Here is a 16,092-nt window from a genome sequence, read left to right as displayed (position 1 = left end):
CCCATGCAACCCCTCGCTGGCTTTCAGAGCGGCTCGGACGCCGACGGACCCGTGCTCACTCCAGCTCCACCGCTCCGGTGTAGAGCTGGTAGTACTCACCCTTCTGCGCAATGAGCTCGTCGTGCGAGCCGCGTTCGATGATGCGGCCGTGGTCGAGCACCATGATCACGTCCGAGTTGCGCACGGTGGACAGCCGGTGCGCGATCACGAACACCGTGCGGCCCTTCATGAGCGCATCCATGCCGGCCTGCACCACTTCCTCGGTGCGCGTGTCGATCGAGCTGGTCGCCTCGTCCAGAATCAGCGCGGGCGGGTCGGCCACGGCGGCGCGGGCGATGGAGATGAGCTGGCGCTGACCCTGTGACAGGCCGGAACCGTCGCCCTCCAGCACGGTCTGGTAGCCGTCCGGCAGCATGCGGATGAAGCCGTCCGCATTCACCAGCCGGGCCGCCTCGATGCACTCCTCGTCGGTGGCGTTGAGCTTGCCGTAACGGATGTTCTCCATCACGGTGCCGGTGAACAGGTTCACGTCCTGCAGCACCACGCCGAGCGAGCGGCGCAGGTCGGGCTTGCGGATGTTCGCCACGGAGATGCCGTCGTAGAGGATCTGGCCTTCCTGAATGTCGTAGAACCGGTTGATGAGGTTCGTCACCGTGGTCTTGCCGGCGCCGGTCGCGCCCACGAGGGCGATCTTCTGGCCGGGCTTGGCGAACCACGTGATGTCGTGCAGCACCGGCTTGGCAGGGTCGTAGCCGAACGTCACATCCGTGAAGCGCACGTCGCCGCGCAGCAGGGTGAGCCGCCCGTCCGGCGAGGTGACCGCCTGCTCCCTAGCCTTGACGGCCACCTCGCGGGACTGGCCCTTGAGCTGCTCCGCCGCCCTGAGCGAACGCGTGCCGTCATCCCCGGCCTCGCGCTTCCACGCCCAGTGACCGGTTTCGCGGTCGGTTTCGGTCATGGTGCGGCCGTCGGAGCCGAGCTCCACGTTCACCAGCGTCACGGTGCCGCCGTCGGCCTCCGCGGGTTCGTCCATCAGCGCAAAGATGCGGGAGGCGCCGGCGAGCGCCATCATCACCATGTTGAACTGCATGGAGACCTGACCGATCGGGTTGATGTACGAGCGCGAAAGGGTCAGCAGCGAAACCAGCGTGCCCAGGGTGAGCGGGCCAGCGCCGGACAGGCCGAAGTTGCCCACGCCGGACAGCGCCATCGCTCCGCCCACGATGGCGAGCAGGATGTAGAGCACGTAGCCCATGTTGCCCACGATCGGCATGGTGACGTTACCCCACGTGTTCGCCTCGGCGGACGCCTCGAACAGCTCCTCGTTCTTCTCGTCGAAGGTCTTCTGGATGGCGGCCTCGTGGTTGAACACCTTGATGACCTTCTGGCCGTTGACCGACTCCTCCACGAAGGCGTTCACGTCGCCCAGCCAGTGCTGCTGCTTGACGAAGAAGCGGCCGGAGCGGGAGATCACCTTGCGCATGATCACGAACAGCAGCACGGTGAACAGCATCACGAACAGGGTGATCGGCACCGACAGCCAGAGCATGGAGATCACGGCGGCGATCACGGAGATCATGGAGGAGAACATCTGCGGGAACGACTGGCTGATCGCCTGGCGCAGCGTGTCCGTGTCGTTGGTGTAGCGGCTCATGATGTCGCCGTGCTCGTTGGCGTCGAAGTAGCGGATCGGCAGGCGCTGCTGGTGGGCGAACATGTCGTCGCGGATCTTCTTGAGCACGCCCTGCTCCACGGTGACGATGAGCCACATCCACAGCCATCCGGCGATGATGCCGGCCGCGTACAGGCACCCCATGAGCGTCAGGGCGCGGATGAGCGGCGTCCAGTCCGGGTTTGCCTGCCCCACCATCGGCAGGATGTATGAGTCAATGAGCGACTGGAGGAACAGCGCGGAGCCGGCCTGTGCGGCGGCGCCCACGAGGATGCACGCCACGATGGCCACCACGCGCCACCGGTACCGCATGATGTATCCGAAGATGCGTTTGGTGGTGCCGGGCGCGGCCTTGCCCATGGCGGGCTTGCGCTGGGAGAACTTGCGGTTGTCCGTGTTGACTTTGGTATCGGCCATTACAGGGCGCCTCCTTCCTGGGTGCCTTCCTGGGGTTCGGCGGGCGCGGCCGCTTCCTCGGGCCGGCCTTGGTTCTTGGTCTGGGATTCGTAGATGGACCGGTACTCGTCGCAGGTTTCCAGCAGTTCGGCGTGGGTGCCACGGTCCATGATGCGCCCCTCGTCCATGACGAGAATCATGTCCGCGTCCTCCACTGAGGCGAGGCGCTGGGCGATGATGATCTTCGTGGTGTCCGGGATCTCGTCGCGGAACGCCTGACGGATGAGCCGGTCGGTCTTGGTATCCACGGCGCTCGTCGAATCGTCGAGGATGAGGATCTTCGGCTTCTTCAGCAGCGCGCGGGCGATGCACAGACGCTGGCGCTGACCGCCGGAGACGTTGGTGCCGCCCTGCTCGAGCATCGTGTCGTACTTGTCCGGGAACTCCTGCACGAATCCGTCGGCCTGCGCAAGCTGCGCGGCGTGGCGGATCTCCTCGTCGGTGGCGTTCGGGTTGCCCCACCTGAGGTTCTCGGCGATGGTGCCGGCGAACAGCACGTTCTTCTGCAGCACCATGGCCACCTGGTCGCGCAACGCCTCCAGATCGTATTCGCGCACGTCGCGGCCGCCCACCTTGAGCGAGCCGGATGACACGTCGTACAGGCGGGGCACAAGCTGCACGAGGCTCGACTTCGCGGAGCCTGTCCCGCCCACGATGCCCACGGTCATGCCGGAGCGGATCGTGAGATTGATGCGGTCGAGCACCGGCTTCTCGGAGTTGTCCGAGTAGCGGAAGGTCACGTCGTCGAATGCGATCGAGCCGTCCGCCACGGTCTCGACCGGATGGTCCGGGTTGGTGACCGTGCTCCTCTCCTGCAGCACCTGGCACACGCGCTCGGCGGAGGCCTGGGAGATGATGACCATGACGAAGATCATGGAGAGCATCATCATGGCCATGAGGATCTGCATGGCATAGGTGACCAGCGCGGTCAGGTCACCGGTGGTCAGGCCCACGGCCGGATCGTTGCCGGAAGCGACGATCTGGTTGGCACCCATCCAGGAGATCATGAGCATGGAGCCGTAGATGCACAGCATCATGATGGGCATGTTGAAGCTCATGATGCGATCGGCCTTGGAGAAGTCCTTGAAGATGCGCTGCGAGATGCGGGTGAACTTGTTGATCTCGAAGTCCTCGCGGTTGAACGACTTCACCACGCGCACGCCCTGCAGGTTCTCGTCCACCACGTTGTTGAGCTTGTCGTACGTGCGGAACACGCGCTTGAACACCGGGTGGACCAGCACCGCCAGTCCGCACAGGCCGATCGCCAGAATCGGCACGCAGGCCAGGAATACCAGCGAGATGGACGGGCTGATGCGGAACGAGAAGATCCAAGCGACCACCACCATGATCGGCGCGCGCACGCCCATGCGGATCATCATCGAATAGGCCATCTGCAGGTTCGTCACGTCCGTGGTGAGGCGGGTGATGAGCGATCCGGTGGAGAAACGGTCGATGTTGGTGAAGCTGAACGCCTGCATCCGCTCGAACTGGTCGTGGCGCAGGTTCTTGGCGAATCCGGCGCCGGCGATGGCCGAGTACCGTCCGGCCATGAAGCCGCAGGCCAGGGAGACCATGGCACACAGGAGCAGGATCACGCCGAATTTGATGATGGCCGGCATGGACCCGCCGGTGATGCCCTCGTCGATGAGCGAGGCCATGACCGTGGGGATGAGGATCTCCAGAATGGCTTCCACGGCCACGAATGCGGGCGCGAGCACGCTCGCCTTCCGGTATTCGCGCAGGGATGCGCCCAGTGTGCGGAACAGATGCCTGGGTTTGGCGGGCTCGTCCGCCCGCCCGCGCCGTTCGACTGATGCGTCGGTCACTTGCCTTCCTCCTTCGTTTCCTTCGTTGTGAATGTGTTCGTTTCCTTGGTTTCGTAGGCCCGCTGCGCCGCGTCGATGTTCGCGCGCATACGGTGGATGTAATCGTGGAGCGCGGCCTTTTCCCCGTCGGTGAAGCCTGCGACGAGAAGGCTTTCCATGCGTTCGCCGTTGGCCTTGAGGTCGTTCACGATCGCATCGGCCTTGCCGGTGAGCACGATGCGCTTGCACCGGGCGTCGTGCGCGACCGGCTCCCGCTCGATGAGACCCTTCTTCTCCATGAGGGCGAGCACACGAGACGCGGTGGACCTCGTGATGCAGAACTTTTCCTCGATGGTGTGCTGGTAGATCTCCCGGTCGCGGTTGCGCGCCAGAAAAAGGATGATGTGCGCGTTGCCGCCGGTGGCCTCCCGGGCGCTCTCCGGCATCGACTCGCCGAGATAGCGGTTCACGGCCTTGCCGAGCGCCCTCATTTCCATGCTGAGTACGTGTTGGTCCATCGCATCACCCCTGCCGCGCGTTTTTGTTGCATATGCAACTGATTCATGCACTGAGAGCAGTGTAATGCGTCCCATATACAACAGTTGCAGATGCAACAATCGGCGTGTTGGGGAGGAAAAAACGAAATCCGGTTCACGCCTTTTTTCGGCGGACAACGTGTGAACCGGGCCCATGTTCGAATGGATTATGGCCTTCCCTGCAATTCCGGCACTTCTCCCGCACTGCGATGTGCAGGCATGCGCAGATGTGTGCGCTTGCCGGTTCACACGTTTTATGCGAAACAAACGCGTGAACCGGCAAACCGCCCCGGTTCAGCGCTGGAACACGTCCGGATGCTTCGGATCGCCCGGCTCATCGGTCAACAGGCCCTCCAGCCCCAAGAAGGCGTGCCAGAATTCGAGCGGCTGGCCGTACGGCGTGGCATCCGCCCCATGCGCCTGAAGATTCCACTTGGCCTCAAGCACGTCCTCCTCGCGGATGCCGTCGAAGTAACTCTCCAACCGGTCGCGGTTCGCCGGATCGTAGAACAGCGAGCCGATGATCTCCGTCAGACGCTCGGCACGCAGGATGGGCAGGGAGTCCCAGTGGCGCAGCTCGATGAAGTTCTTGAGGCGCACGTCGTTGAAGTGCGTGGAGATCACATGATTGATCTCGTACGGGTTGAGTTCGCGGTCCGGGTACACGTCCGCAGCGTTCTCGTAGAACGCCGGGTGGTGCAGCTCCTTGCCGGAAAGGCCCTCGGCCTCCGGGGTGTGCGTGAGGTCGGCGAACATGAGCGGCGTGGACAGCACGTCCACCGCGTAGTCCTCCCAGCCGAAGCGCGGGTCGAACAGGCCGGGGATCACGTTGGTGCGCTGGAAGTCCAGAAAGTCCCACATGCGTTGGCGCAGCAGCGGCCACGGGTTCTCCTGCCCCTCGAAGTACGGGGTGTTGCGGAAATACCAGGCAAGGATCGGGCCGATCACCGTGCCGAGGCGCATCTTGTCGATCGCATCGCGCTCATCCACGAAGTCGATGCTCACCTGCGTGGAGGCGGAGCAGCGCATCATGCACGGACCGAACTGGCCCACACGGCCCAGATAGGCGGTCATGGCGTCGTAGCGATCCTTGGGGTTCACCTTCACATCTGCGTAGCTGGACTTGGGCTGGTAGCCGTAGTTGACCAGACGGAAGTCGAGGTCCTCGAGCGCGGCATCCACCTCGCGGCGGAACGAGCGGTACAGGGCGTGCAGATCGCTCGGCTTGGAGAGAATGCCCAGGGAGCATTCCACCTGCCCGCCCGGCTCCAGCGACACGGCGATGCCTTCGCGGCCGAGCCCCACCAAATGCCCGTTCTCCCAGTACTCCTTATCCTTGTCGTAGTAGGGGGCGATGCGCTTGAGCAGCGTTTCGATGCCATTGGGCTCGTAGTAGCTGACGGCGGTGTCGTCTGCATTGTGCACGGGCAGATGCTCGATCTCCACGCCGAAACCACCGGTGCCGCGCTTCGACTTGCCGTTCTCGAAGAACTTGAGGAGGCTGGCGACGTGCTTGGGGTTCGGCTTGGTCAGCAGATGTGCATAACTGGTTCTCGGTGCGCTCATGGGACTCAGCTTAGCGGACGGCGGGCGGACGGGCGGCGGCCTGTCCATACGGAAAATCGATAACGGGCTCTTGCTTGGCAACCGCCGGTCATGAGACGCCGAAAAACAGTACCCACTCCGTCATCCCGAGCGGAGCCGGTTAGGGCGGAAGTGAAGGATGGCAGGAGGAAAACTCGCGCCTCCACCCCTCTCTCTCCGGCCCTCCTACGCGTACGTTTTCATATCAGCCGATACAATGTACGCCACTGAGCCGCCATACGTGTACGTTTCCGTATCGGCCGATATGTTTTACGCCATCTGACCGCTCCCCATGTACGTTTTCATATCGCACGATACAAATCACGCCACCCAGCCGCCGTCAGCGTACGTTTTCGTATCACCGGCCCCTCGGCCCGTCAGCAACACGATCATCCGCCACGACGGCGAAGGCGGCTGCAAAGCAAACCCCCGGGGCCGCCGAGAAATCAGTCGGCCTTGGTCAGGTTCTTCTTTGCAGCCGCAATCATGAGCTTCAACCGGTTGAGCTGGTTGGCCTCCGAGGCACCAGGATCGTAGTCGATGGACACGATGTTGGCCTGCGGGTACACGCGGCGGATCTTGCCGAACATGCCGCGGCCGGTCACATGGTTGGGCAGACAGGCGAACGGCTGCGCGCACACCACGTTCGGGGCGCCGGTCTCGATGAGTTCCACGATCTCGCCGGTGAGCAGCCAGCCTTCGCCGGCCTGCACGCCGATGGACGTGACGGTGGCCGCCTTGTCACGCAGCTTGTCCACGGGCCACGGAACCTCGAACTTGCCGTGACTGGCCTCGAACGCCTTGACCATGGGCCGGCGATACAGGTCCGCGATGCGGCGGATCATGTGGTTCATCTTGAGGTTGCCGCCGGTGCCGAGATGCTCCTCGTTCCAGTCGGCCGAGTAGATGCCGTTGAGCATGAAGTCGCAGATGCCCGGCAGCACGGCCTCGCAGCCCTGCTCCTCGATGAGGTCCACCACATGGTTGTTGGCGTCCGGATGGTACTTGACGAGGATCTCGCCCACCACGCCCACGCGCGGCTTGCGCGGAATGTCCAGCAGGGGCAGTTTGTCGAACGCTTCGGTCATGCGCCGGATGAGATGGCCGTAGGTGAGCAGACCCGGACGGCGGTAGTGCTTCGCGTACGTGGCGGAGTAGCCGTGGTGCTCGATGGTCTCGCGCGTGATGGTGTCCCACAGGCGGTACAGCCGGTTCGCGGAGCCGGGTTCGGCCTCGTACGGGCGCACGCGCAGCAACAGCTGGGAGAGGATGTCTCCCAGATAGAACGCCTTGACCGCGCGGTGGGCGAGCGCCGGCGTGGCGGAGAAGCCCGGGTTGTCGTTGAATCCCTGCACGGACAGTGCGATGATCGGCACGTAGTCGTAGCCGGCGTCCGCAAGCGCCTTGCGCAGCAGCGCCAGATAGTTGGTGGCTCGGCACATGCCGCCGGTCTGCGTAATCACGAGCGCGCAGCGGTGGGGATCGTACTTGCCGGTGAGGAACGCGTTGACGAGCTGGCCCACCACGATGATCGCGGGGAAGCAGGCATCGTTGTTCACGTACTTCACGCCGGTTTCGATGTCCTCCTGACTGGCGTGCGTGAGCAGTTCGAACTTGTAGTGGCCGGACGTGAACACGCTCTTGAGCAGGGAGAAGTGCACCGGGCTCATCTGCGGGGCGAGCACGGTGTACGTGCGCGACATCGCCTTGGTGAACGGGTGGAGCGTCTTGTACTTGGTCAGCGACGGCTTGACATCCGCGGAGCTCTTCGGTTCCTTCACTCCTTCGGTTCCGGCCGAGGAGCCAGCGGAATCAGAGGCAGGGCAGCCGTGCGAGACGGCTCCGCCCTGCACGCCCCGCTTGGAGGCGCCGACGGCAATACCGGAGGTTTCGGAGATGTCGCGCTTGGCCACGAATCCGGCGAGTTCGGCTATGGTGGCCTTGGCTTCGTCGAGGCTCACGTGCTCGCTCGTCATGCCCTTGGCCACGATGTCCACCGTGGTCTGGTCTGCGGTGGCCCGATCAGCGGCCCGATCAGCGCCCGCGGCCGGCGCGAACTGCCCGGCGAGCGGGTGGCGCGGCTTGGTGGAGGTGTCGATGATCGCCTGATCGAACGGCTCGCGGGAGGTCTTCACCCACCCGGTCGTCCTGCCGGGCTCGCGGCCGGAAGCGCCATCGGCTTCTCCGGTGCCGTCGCTCAGCCCCTCGCGCTTGGTGGGTATGGCGGTCACGCCGGCGCCCAGCGCCATCCGGTCGCGGCGGTCGCGCTCCTCCATGGCGGCCTTGAGCGAGCGCAGGCGGATCTTCGCCGCGCCCAGGTTGGAGACCTCGTCGATCTTGAGCTGCGTGTACACGTCGCCCTTGTCCGCGAGGATCTCCTGCACCTGATCGGTGGTGATGGCGTCCACGCCGCAGCCGAAGCTCACGAGCTGCACGAGCTGCAGGTTCGGGTATTCGGACACGAAGCGGGCCGCCTCGTACAGGCGCGAATGGTATGCCCACTGGTTGAACACGCGCAGCGGCATCTTGTGGTCGGCGTCGAACGAGGGCACGGTCTTGCGGAACCCGTCGGCCTCGCGGTTGGCCTCGAGGGCGCGCTGGGCCTTGTCGTCGTTGAGGTATTCGGTGATCTTGGGCATGTGGTGCGGGTCGAGCTCGCACACCGAATCCTCGGAGAGCACGGCCATGCCGAGCGCGCAGATCGTCTCCGGAATGCCGTGGTTGACCTCCGGGTCGATGTGGTACGGGCGGCCGGCGAGCACCACGCCGCGCACGTGATGCTCCTGCATGTAGGCGAGCGCGCGCAGGCCCTCCTGCTTGACGTCGTTCTTGAAGACGGCGTCCTCGCGGTAGGCGGCGGTCACGGCCAGTTCGGCCTCCTCGCGGGTCACGCCGTCCGCGGCGAACACCTCCGCGATGCGGTCGACCATCTTGTCCTTGTTGGCGAGGTTGAAGTACGGGCGCATGAATTCCACGCCGTCGGCCTGAAGGTCCGGCATGTTCGCCTCGATCACCACCGGGTAGTTGGCCACGATCGGGCAGTTGTAGCGGTTCTGCGTGTCCGGCACAAGCTGCTGCTCGTAGGAGACGCACGGGTAGAAGATGCGCTTGACGCCCTTGGCGATCAGGTCGCGGATGTGGCCGTGCACCAGCTTGGCGGGGTAGCAGATGTTCTCCGAGGCGATGGAATCCATGCCCTCCTCGAACATCTTGTGGTCGGAGCGCCCGGAGATGATCACGCGGAAGCCCAGGTTGGTCAGCAGCGTGAACCAGAACGGGTAGTCCTCGTACATGTTGAGCACGCGCGGAATGCCGATGTCCCCGCGGGTCGCCTTGGCCGGAGTGAGGCGGCGGTAGGCGAATGCGCGCTTGTACTTGAAGTCGTAAAGGTTCGGCCGGTCGGAACGCTTCCTGTTCTTGTCGCCGCCGCGCTCGCAGCGGTTGCCGGTCACGTAGCGCGAGCCGTCCTCGAATTCGGTGATGGTGAGCTTGCAGTGGTTCTGGCACAGCTTGCACACGTCGTGCGTGGTGGTCATGCTCAGGTGGTCGAGCGCCTCGCCGGTGAGCATGGTGGACACGGGGTGGCTGCCGTCCTCAGACTCGGCCGGGCAGTGCATGCGGGCGGTGAGGGCCGCGCCGTACGCGCCCATGAGGCCGGCGATGTTCGGTCGCGTCACCTCGCGTCCGGTGAGCAGTTCGAAGGCGCGCAGCACGGCGTCGTTGAGGAACGTGCCGCCCTGCACCACCACGACCGGGCCGAGCGCGTTGGCGTCGCGCAGCTTGATCACCTTGTACAGCGCGTTGCGCACCACGGAGTAGCACAGTCCGGCGGCGATGTCCTCCGGGGCCGCGCCCTCCTTCTGCGCCTGCTTGACGGACGAGTTCATGAACACCGTGCAGCGCGAGCCCAGATCGGCGGGCGCCTTGGAGCGCAGCGCCTCCTGGGTGAACTCCTGAATGGTCAGGCCCAGTGACTGGGCGAAGGTCTGCAGGAACGAGCCGCAGCCGGACGAGCAGGCCTCATTGACGCAGATCGAATCGATCACGCCGTCGTTGACGTCCATGTACTTCATGTCCTGACCGCCGATGTCGATCACGGCCGTGACTCCGGGGCTGATCTCCTCGGCCGCGCGGTAGTGGGCCATGGTCTCGACCACGCCCTCGTCGATGTGCAGACCGGCGGTGATGAGGCCCTCGCCGTAGCCGGTGGCGCAAGCGCGCGCGATGTACGCCCCCTCGGGCATGGCGGCGGTGATGGCCTTGACGATGTCCGCGGCGGCCAGCAGCGGGTTCTCCTTGTGCGTGGCGTAGGAGGACCACACGATGGTCTTGTCGTCGTTGACGAGCGTGGCCTTGATGGTGGTGGAGCCCGCGTCGATGCCCAGGAAGTGCGGGCCGTGCGCGCCCTCGAGGTTGCCCACGGCGATCTTCTGTTTGGCGTGGCGTTCGTCGAATTCGCGCTTCTCCGCGTCGTTGAGGAACAGCGGACGGATGGTGCGCGCGGTGTTGGGCCGGTTCTTGAGCGAGTCCAGTGCGGCGAGCACGCCGTCGAGGGTAGCAAGGTCGAAGTGGCCCTGCGATTCGACCTCGGAGAGGGTCTGGGATTCCTCGTTGGAGAAGTGCAGCGGGTTGCTGGCATCCACGGCCTCCGCGGTCTCCTGCGAGGCCTTGCCGTCGCCGTGGCGCTTGACCTTGAGCGTGGCAAGCCCGTCCTTCATGTCCTCAAGCATGCAGAACGCGGGGCCGAACGGGTCGTTCACGTCCTCGGAAAGCGGGTTGCCCTCCACGCCGGCCGTGCGCTCCACGGTCGCCTTGGCAGCCTCGCCGGCCTCCAGCGCGGCGCCGTACGCCACGTACAGGTGGGCGTTCTCGGGCACGATGTAGTTGTCCACCTTGCCTTCGAGGATGCGCTTGAACGCCTCGCGCAGCTCGGACATGAAGAACAGCGGGCCGCCGAGGAACACGATGTTGCCCTTGACCGGGCGCCCGCAGGCGAGGCCGGCGATGGTCTGGGTGGCCACGGCCTGGAAGATGGAGGCGGCCAGATCCTCCTTGTCCGCGCCGTCGTTGATGAGCGGCTGGAGGTCGGACTTGGCGAACACGCCGCAGCGGGAGGCGATCGGGTACAGCGTCTTGTAGTGCTTGGCGTATTCGTTGAGGCCGGGCGCGTCGGTGTTGAGCAGCGTGGCCATCTGGTCGATGAACGCGCCGGTGCCGCCCGCGCACGAGCCGTTCATGCGCTGTTCGGGCACGGGTTTCAGGTACGTGATCTTCGCATCCTCGCCGCCGAGCTCGATGATCACGTCCGCCTCGGGATGCGTGGCGCTGATCGCGTCGGTCTCCGCGATGACCTCCTGGATGAACTCGCAACCGAGCTGGTTGGCGAGCTCCAAGCCGCCGGAGCCGGTGATGGCGAAGCGGATCGGACGGTTCTCCATGCCCTTGGCCTTCAGGGATTCCTTGACGTCCGAGAGCAGACCGGACACGGCCTGACGCACGTTCGCGTGATGGCGGCGGTAATCGGAGAACAGGGCGTCCGCAAGATCGTTGGAGTCGCCCAGCACCACGGCCTTGACCGTCGTGGAACCGATGTCCAGTCCCACGCGCAGCGTTCCCGTCGCTTCAACCATACTTACCTCAATCGTCTCTTGGTCCGGGACTGGACGGCCTGCGACGAGAATGCCGCACTGTCCGCCGCACGAATGCCGTACGGGTGGCGTACGACGGACGTGCGGGCGTAAACCGTCCTTGGGCCCGGCTGCCCACTAGTAGCTAATCTAGTCCGCGCCGTGCCAAGCGCCGAACCTCCCGGTGTGATTTAGCCAACAAAGAACGCCAAACCCGACAGTGCTTCACGCATTGACGGGAACGGCGGCGGCGATCACGGGCGTATGACGGCGCACTTGCGCACCCCTTCCGTGTCTCATATCGCCACCGATCCACGTAACGGAGGCGGTTTGAGACAGAAACGGCCCCTCCCGCGTCTCGAATCGCCACCGATTCCGCGCACGGCCGTTCCACGTGGCCACTGCACCCGATCGCCACGCACAGCCACCGTGCCCGGTCACCCTGCACGGCCACATAATCCCTCGAATTGAGACATATCTCACACTGGCTTGATTTTCAGCCGGTTCCCAGATTTCCTACACCGAACGCCCAACCGCAATTTTTAGGCTCGGAACCGTCGGACGGTCGGGAGCCGTCCCGCCACGCGGCGCAAACCGCAGAACCATTCGCATCGCATCATCGCTTCGTCAGGGGGGAACGCATGAACGCCAACGCCACGAAAACGCTCATCGCCGTCGTTGCAGGACTCGCCGTGATCGGCGATGCCTTCCTGCTGCTCGTCAAGCCGCATCTGAACGCAGGGGGCTCCGCTTCCGCATCCGCTTCGGGCACGATCGGAAGATCGTCCGCCGGGTCGGGGACCGGCGGGTCCGCCTCCCCATCGGTCGGTTCTTCGGCCTCGGGTTCCTCCGGCACAGACACGACCGACGCAGGATTGGCGGACGGCACGTACACCAGCGTCGCCACACCCAACGAATACGGCGAGGTGCAGCTACAGGTCACCGTCTCCGGCGGCAGGATCACCGACATCGCGGCCATCGCCTACCCGAACCACACCAGCCGGTCGCAGGGCATCAGCGCGCAGGCCATCCCGCAGCTCATCGACCGGGCAATCAGCGCGCAAAGCTCGGACATCCAGTTCGTCTCCGGCGCGACCGAGACCTCCACGGCATTCGCCAATTCGCTGCAGGATGCCATCAACCAGTCGCTCAACGCCGGAAAGTAGACGGAGCCCAGCCATGGCCGTCAGCCCATCCATACCCGCCCCCACAGGTGCAGCACACGTGCCCGCACCGCTCATCCGCGCACGCGTGGTGCACGCCATGACCGTCCCGTTCACCCTGCAGCTGGTCGCCGCCCCGGGCATGCCGCCGAACCGATTGGAGGCATTGGCCGACCGGGCCGCAGTGCAATGCAAGGCGTGGCTCGACCATGCGGAAACCGTGTTCTCCCCGTTCCGCGCGGATTCAGCGGTGTCCCGCGCCCGGCTCGGTGACTGGTCCGCCCTGCTGACGGATCCCGACTTCGCCGAAGTGCACATGCTCATCAAGCAGGCGGAGCAGCTCACCCGCGGGCATTTCAACGCCACGCATGCCGGCGTCTACGACCCGACCGGACTGGTCAAGGGATGGGCCGTGGAGCGGGCTCACGAACGCTTCCTCATGCCACTCGTGCGCTCCGGCGAAATTGCGGCGGCCGCGCTGGGCGGCGGCGGGGACGTTCAGACGGCGGTGGCGGACGACTCCGACTTCGTCTGGCGCATCGGCGTGGACGATCCCTTCTCCGCGAGCGCGGACGGTACCGGGCAGCGCTTCCCCACGTTGCGCACAGTCCGTCTGCGCAACGGTGCCGTGGCCACGTCCGGTACCTCGCGCCGCGGCGAGCACATCACCCGCACCGCGCATGACCTCGTCCAAGCGACGGTGATCGACAATCGGCTGACCTTCGCAGACGTGTGGGCCACCGCGGCCGTCGCCGCCGGCGAACGCACGTTCCGCGACCTGCTGGACCGCCACGGCCGGGGACGGGTCATGGCCGTGCTCGTGCGCGCCGACCGTTCCGTGGCCGAACTGCCCGGGCCGGACGGACCCGTTGCGCAGCCCGCGCCGCCCGTACAGCCGACGCCATCCGCCGGCAACATCCCGTCATCCTGCAACATCCCGTCAGCCAGCAACGTCTCCCGACCGTAAACCTTCAAAGGAGTTTCGCATCATGCAACGTTTCAACACCACCGTCACGCTCGCCTGGGCGGTCATCCTATTCGTTGTGCCGCTACCGCTGCTCGCCACGCTCGCCTACGGTCTGCCATCCATCTATGCCGGCCAGCTGTTCGGCATCGAGATCGGTGTGGTCGCCTACACGTGGATGCTGGCCGCCGTGTATCTGGCGTGCCGACCGCGATGGGTGGACCGGACCGTGGGGCTGCCGCACATGTATATGATCCACGGCATGCTGGCGATTCTGGCCATCGCCGCCGCCTTCCTCCATCAGTCGCTGCTGCCGGGCGCGGGCGCGCTCATCGGGCTGACCGGTCATGCGGGGCTTTACCTGTTCATGGCCGTGGCGGTGTGGTCGCTGGTGTTTCTGGCCGGCTGGCTCACGAGCCGCGTGGCGTGGCTCGCCCGGCTCAAGCGCACGCTGGAGCGTCTGTTCCGCCATGAGATGAGCGTATGGCTGCATAGGCTCAATCTGGTGGCGATCGCGCTGATCGTGCTGCACGTGCACGTGATCGACTACGTTGCGGCCGTCAAGCCGTTCATCTTCCTGTTCGACGCATTGACCATCGCCGTGTTCGCCTACTACGTGTGGAGCGTCGTGAGCCGCCGTGCGTACGCGCTGCAGGGGCGCGTAGCCTCCGTACGGCCGTTGGCGGAGAGGGTGAGCGAGCTGGCGATCGCGCTACCCGGCCGTTCCGAACGGCAGGCCACGTGGAATCCGGGCGACTTCGCGTTCATCGCGTTCCCGACCGTCGCGGGCATGCACGAATATCATCCGTTCTCACTCACCAATGCGCGCGTGCGGCCGGGTGCCGCCGGTGAGCAGGCAGACGCCGCAGCAACCCCGACCATGACGTTCGCCATCCGCGCCGATGGCGACTTCACCGCCCGCATCGCCTCGCTCGAACCGGGTACGCCCGTGCGCGTGATGCCGCCGTACGGCCGGTATGCGCAGTTCATAGCCGAGCGCGATCGGCATGCCGCCACCAGCGGCACGGGCACCGGCAAGGCCGTTCCGCTGGTGCTCATCGGCGGCGGCATCGGCATCACCCCGCTGCTCGGCGTGCTCACCGCATACGCCGGTACCGGCCGTCCCGTCGACTTCCTGTACACGGCCCGCAGCGAACGTGACTTCATCTACCGTGATGAGCTGCAGCGGTTCGGCACGAACGACCCCTCCGTGCGCGTACGCCTGCTGGCGCAGCGTCCGGACGAGTCAACGATCGCGCCGATGATCCGCCCGGGAGCCGCCTATCTGGTCGCCGGGCCCCACGCCATGATGGTCACCGTACGCCGCATCCTCGCCGCGCATGGCGTGCCGGCCGACGCCATCTACTACGAGCCGTTCAGCATGTAGTCGAGCGGGGTCCGTCACCGCAGCGGCAACTCCCCGGCGACAATTCCGGTGGCGGATTGAGACAGGAACGGCCCCTTCCGTGTCCCGAATCGCCACCGATTCGAGTTTGGCCGCGATCGGACGGACGGTCATGCTGCGCGGCCGACACGCACACGGTCAGGCTCAGGACGCCTGCTGCGACTCCCCTGCCACGCGGTCCTTCAGGTAGATTTCGGGCACGTCACGCTCCTGATCGTGCAGCTTGGCCCAGATGACCGGTTTGCCGGCGGCGAGAGAGGCCGGCACGTCGAGGATGCGCTGGTTGGAGGAGCCGCGAAACTGCAGGAGCGAGTCGTGACGGTCCTTCAAATACCGCCCGTCCACGAGAATGTCCACGAGGCCCAGCAGTTCGCGCTTGTCCGGCGTCTCCCCCGGGCGCATGAGCTCCTCCCACGTGTACCCGGTCCAGCACCAGATGTCCTTGGCATGGCCGAATTCGCGGCGGATGCGCTGCGCAAGCGGCAGCAGGACGGGCGTGTTGAGCAGCGGTTCGCCGCCGAGGAACGTGATGCCCTGCACCCACGGTTGGGCGAGATCCGCGATGATCTTCGCCTCCAGCTCGGGCGTGTACTCGTGGCCGGCGCGGAAGTCCCAGATGGAGGCGTTGAAGCAGCCGTCGCAGTGGAACGGGCAGCCGGAGACGTACAGGGAGCAGCGGATGCCTTCGCCGTCGGTCACCACGAACGGCTTGTAGTCGGCGATCATGCACTTGGAGAGCACGCGCCCGTCCCACTGACCGGCCTTCGGATCGTTGGCGAGCCCGCGCGAGGGCACGCCCGGCCCGCGATCGGCCTCCCCGGCCGCAAAGTCCCTTCCCGGCATGGCACTCTCCTCCCTGCTCCGGATTCCTGCGCTCCAC

At 65.4% G+C, this 16,092-nt stretch carries 8 protein-coding genes and 2 pseudogenes; 3 read left to right on the top strand and 7 right to left on the bottom strand.

What is annotated here, in order from left to right; all coding sequences use genetic code 11:
- Positions 1 to 55 precede the first annotated feature (55 nt).
- The 6 genes and pseudogenes from AC1AZA_RS06505 to AC1AZA_RS06480 form a co-directional block, all read right to left on the bottom strand.
- Positions 56 to 2,089, bottom strand: coding sequence for an ABC transporter ATP-binding protein (locus AC1AZA_RS06505; protein ID WP_476513856.1), 2,034 nt, complete (start codon positions 2,087 to 2,089; stop codon positions 56 to 58).
- Complete coding sequence (locus AC1AZA_RS06500; RefSeq protein WP_476513855.1) at positions 2,089 to 3,954, bottom strand: ABC transporter ATP-binding protein; 1,866 nt, start codon at positions 3,952 to 3,954, stop codon at positions 2,089 to 2,091. The genes AC1AZA_RS06505 and AC1AZA_RS06500 overlap by 1 nt, the downstream gene beginning before the upstream one ends.
- Positions 3,951 to 4,451, bottom strand: a complete 501-nt coding sequence (locus AC1AZA_RS06495) for a MarR family winged helix-turn-helix transcriptional regulator (protein WP_476513854.1) — start codon at positions 4,449 to 4,451, stop codon at positions 3,951 to 3,953. The genes AC1AZA_RS06500 and AC1AZA_RS06495 overlap by 4 nt, the downstream gene beginning before the upstream one ends.
- A 312-nt stretch (positions 4,452 to 4,763) precedes the next feature.
- A complete protein-coding gene (locus tag AC1AZA_RS06490) occupies positions 4,764 to 6,035 on the bottom strand; it encodes a glutamate-cysteine ligase family protein (RefSeq protein WP_476513853.1) in 1,272 nt (423 codons plus the stop codon).
- 464 nt (positions 6,036 to 6,499) lie between these two features.
- Positions 6,500 to 7,858 (bottom strand): annotated as a pseudogene (locus tag AC1AZA_RS06485) (acyl-CoA dehydratase activase-related protein); the annotation flags it as partial.
- Positions 7,859 to 8,305: 447 nt separating this feature from the next.
- Positions 8,306 to 11,683 (bottom strand): annotated as a pseudogene (locus tag AC1AZA_RS06480) (acyl-CoA dehydratase activase-related protein); the annotation flags it as partial.
- A 638-nt stretch (positions 11,684 to 12,321) separates the two neighbouring features.
- Here AC1AZA_RS06480 and AC1AZA_RS06475 point away from each other — a divergent pair.
- From AC1AZA_RS06475 to AC1AZA_RS06465, 3 genes are read left to right on the top strand one after another with little or no spacing between them, the layout of a single operon-like run.
- Complete coding sequence (locus AC1AZA_RS06475) at positions 12,322 to 12,846, top strand: FMN-binding protein (protein WP_476513852.1); 525 nt, start codon at positions 12,322 to 12,324, stop codon at positions 12,844 to 12,846.
- 13 nt (positions 12,847 to 12,859) lie between these two features.
- On the top strand, positions 12,860 to 13,810 hold the full coding sequence (locus AC1AZA_RS06470) for an FAD:protein FMN transferase (RefSeq protein ID WP_476513851.1): 951 nt from the start codon (positions 12,860 to 12,862) through the stop codon (positions 13,808 to 13,810).
- Positions 13,811 to 13,832: 22 nt separating this feature from the next.
- A complete protein-coding gene (locus tag AC1AZA_RS06465; RefSeq protein WP_476513850.1) occupies positions 13,833 to 15,194 on the top strand; it encodes a ferric reductase-like transmembrane domain-containing protein in 1,362 nt (453 codons plus the stop codon).
- 162 nt (positions 15,195 to 15,356) lie between these two features.
- Here AC1AZA_RS06465 and nrdG read toward each other — a convergent pair whose 3' ends face one another.
- A complete protein-coding gene (gene nrdG, locus AC1AZA_RS06460) occupies positions 15,357 to 16,055 on the bottom strand; it encodes an anaerobic ribonucleoside-triphosphate reductase activating protein (protein ID WP_476513849.1) in 699 nt (232 codons plus the stop codon).
- Positions 16,056 to 16,092 lie beyond the last annotated feature (37 nt).

The organism is Bifidobacterium sp. LH_389 (genome assembly GCF_056357235.1).
Note: the sequence above shows the minus strand (reverse complement) of the source record. Positions and strands in the feature narration are given on the sequence as shown.